3 protein-coding genes are annotated in these 2,601 nt (G+C 55.1%); all 3 read left to right on the top strand.

Annotated features, from left to right (window positions below; translation table 11 throughout):
• Positions 1 to 109: 109 nt before the first annotated feature.
• The 3 genes from MCG44_RS00380 to MCG44_RS00370 are packed head-to-tail and all read left to right on the top strand — an operon-like array spanning position 110 to position 2,464.
• Positions 110 to 1,624, top strand: coding sequence for a sugar ABC transporter ATP-binding protein (locus MCG44_RS00380; RefSeq protein ID WP_240286132.1), 1,515 nt, complete (start codon positions 110 to 112; stop codon positions 1,622 to 1,624).
• 14 nt (positions 1,625 to 1,638) lie between these two features.
• On the top strand, positions 1,639 to 2,271 hold the full coding sequence (locus MCG44_RS00375; RefSeq protein WP_240286130.1) for an ABC transporter permease: 633 nt from the start codon (positions 1,639 to 1,641) through the stop codon (positions 2,269 to 2,271).
• Positions 2,272 to 2,296: 25 nt separating this feature from the next.
• Positions 2,297 to 2,464, top strand: a complete 168-nt coding sequence (locus MCG44_RS00370; protein ID WP_240286128.1) for an ABC transporter permease subunit — start codon at positions 2,297 to 2,299, stop codon at positions 2,462 to 2,464.
• Positions 2,465 to 2,601 lie beyond the last annotated feature (137 nt).

The following is a 2,601-nucleotide window of genomic DNA, read 5'->3' as shown; positions in this document are numbered from 1 at the left end:
TAACGTAGCTGATTACGACTGATTCGGTTGATCAGGTAATTGTTGAATTTGATTATAGGTGCCGGCCTTAGGCCGGCACCTATAAACATAAAAATTAGGACTGAGGTGAATGGGTTTGAGTGAAGAATATGTTCTGGAGATGCATGATATCGTAAAAGAATTCCCTGGAGTTCGCGCATTGAAGGGCGTTCAGTTAAAAGTACGCCCGGGAACCGTTCATACGCTGATGGGCGAGAATGGTGCCGGAAAATCCACATTGATGAAATGCCTGATCGGCATCCAGCCGGTAACATCAGGAAAGATTCTCTATAAAGGAAAAGAAGTCAGCTTTAAGTCCACACAGGAGGCACTGGACGCCGGGATCTCGATGATCCACCAGGAACTCTCCCCGGTGTATGAGCGCTCCGTGTGTGACAACGTATGGCTTGGCAGGGAACCGAAAAAAGGGATCCTGACCGACCACAGGAAGATGTATGACGACTGCGTGGAACTGTTTTCGCGCATGGGCCTTGACATAGACCCGCATGATAAGATGAAAGACCTGACCGTCGCAAAAATGCAGATGGTTGAAATTGTAAAGGCGGTATCCTATGATTCATCGATCGTAATCATGGATGAGCCGACCTCGGCGCTGACGGAGTCAGAGGTTGAGGACCTGTTTCAGATAATTGCAGACTTGAAAGAAAAAGGCGTGGCCATAGTTTATATTTCGCATAAGATGGACGAGATCTTCCGGATCAGTGATGACATCACGGTGTACCGTGACGGGGAGTACATCGCGACGGACCGGGCGGAGAACCTGACGCAGGACAAGCTGATCCAGCTGATGGTAGGGCGCGAGATCACGGATATGTTCCCGAAGACGGAGTGCCCGATCGGGGATGTGGTGCTGAAGGTGGAGGACCTGTGCGCAGGCCGGCTGGTACAGCACGTATCGTTTGAGCTGAGGAAGGGAGAGATCCTGGGATTCGCAGGGCTTGTGGGAGCAGGCCGGACGGAGACGATGGAGACGATCTTCGGGATGCGGCACAAGACGTCGGGAAAGATTGTAAAGGACGGGAAAGAGCTGGAGATCAAAAGCCCGAAGGATGCGATTGAGAACCATATCAGCCTGCTGACGGAGGACCGGCGCGGGAACGGGATCGTGGGGCTGTTGAGCGTGCGTGAGAACATGGTCATGGCAAACCTGAACCTGAAGGCGTACGGGATGCCGCTGAATGCGAAGAAGATGCGCGAGGACGCGCAGACGTACATAGATAAGATCCGGGTGAAAACCCCGACGATGGAAACCCCTATCCAGAACCTGTCCGGAGGGAACCAGCAGAAAGTGCTGGTCGGCAGATGGCTGCTGACGAACCCGGATGTGCTGATCGTGGATGAGCCGACACGAGGGATCGATGTCGGGGCGAAGTCCGAGATCCATGCCCTGCTGTCGGAACTGGCAGGCCAGGGGAAAGCGATCATCGTGGTATCATCGGAGATGCCGGAAGTCATGGGAGTGGCGGACCGCATGGTGGTGATGCACGAAGGGCACGTGAGCGGAATCCTGGACCGTTCGGAATTCTCACAGGAATTGATCATGAAATATGCGACTTCCCATGAAGGGGAAGCGAAAGCGAATTAGAAGGGGGCAACCAAATGAACGCGAAAACAAAGAAACGCTTATCTGATAATATGATCTGGATCGTGCTGATCGTCCTGGTCATCCTTGTAAGTATCATCAACCCGAAATTCTTAACGATTGCCAACCTGCGGACCCTGCTGACGGGCGAGTCCATCAAGGGGATCATGGCGTTCGGTGTGGCATTTGCGATCCTGACGCGAGGCATCGACCTGTCGATCGGGGCATCCGCGGCGCTGATCGCGTGTGTGACCGGTGCGCTGGTACAGCCGGTGGACCTGGCGACAAAAGCGCTGGCAAACTTCGGCGTGCAGGTACCGGCGATTGTGGCAATCCTGCTGGGCATGGTAATGGGTATCGCCATCGGTGCGATCCAGGGTGCGCTGATTGCGTACACGAAGATGCCGGCATTCATCGCGACGCTGGGCGGCCAGCTGATCTGCCGTGCGGCGGCGAAGATCTTCACGACGCGCCCGGTATCGAACCTGTCGGACGGCTACCGCCTGCTGGGAAGCGGGAAGATCGGGCCGATCCCGATCATCATCGTGGTATTTCTGATCGTCTTCGGGATCGCAGCCTTTATCCTTGGCAGACCCGATTCGGAAAGAGCTTATATGCGATCGGCGGAAATGACCAGGCGGCGCGTGTAGCGGTATCAACGTAGAGAGAAACCTGGTGCTGACATACGTATGGTGCGGCGCCTGTGCAGCCCTCGGCGGAATCCTGCTGGCAGGGCGTGCGGGATCAGCGGACCCTGCAAACTCCGGTTTGAACTACGAGCTGGATGCAATCGCAGCGGCGACGGTCGGGGGACATCCCATACGGGAGGAATCTGCCGCGTGACAGGAGTGCTGTGCGGTATCCTGATCCTGGGAGTCATCAACAACGGCCTGGTACTGATCGGAGTGAATGACAACTTCAGTAATATCATCAAGGGCCTCATCATCGTCGGAGCGGTTGCGATGGATATGAGAAGAAAG

It is taken from the genome of Lawsonibacter sp. OA9, from assembly GCF_022440585.1.
The sequence above is the reverse complement of the archived record's forward strand: the minus strand, read 5'-3'. Positions and strand labels throughout refer to the sequence as shown.

Excerpts from the sequence above, each read along its gene's own strand:
- MCG44_RS00380 (WP_240286132.1), top strand. The coding sequence starts at position 110 with ATGGGTTTGAGTGAAGAATATGTTCTGGAGATGCATGATATCGTAAAA.
- MCG44_RS00375 (WP_240286130.1), top strand. The coding sequence starts at position 1,639 with ATGAACGCGAAAACAAAGAAACGCTTATCTGATAATATGATCTGGATC.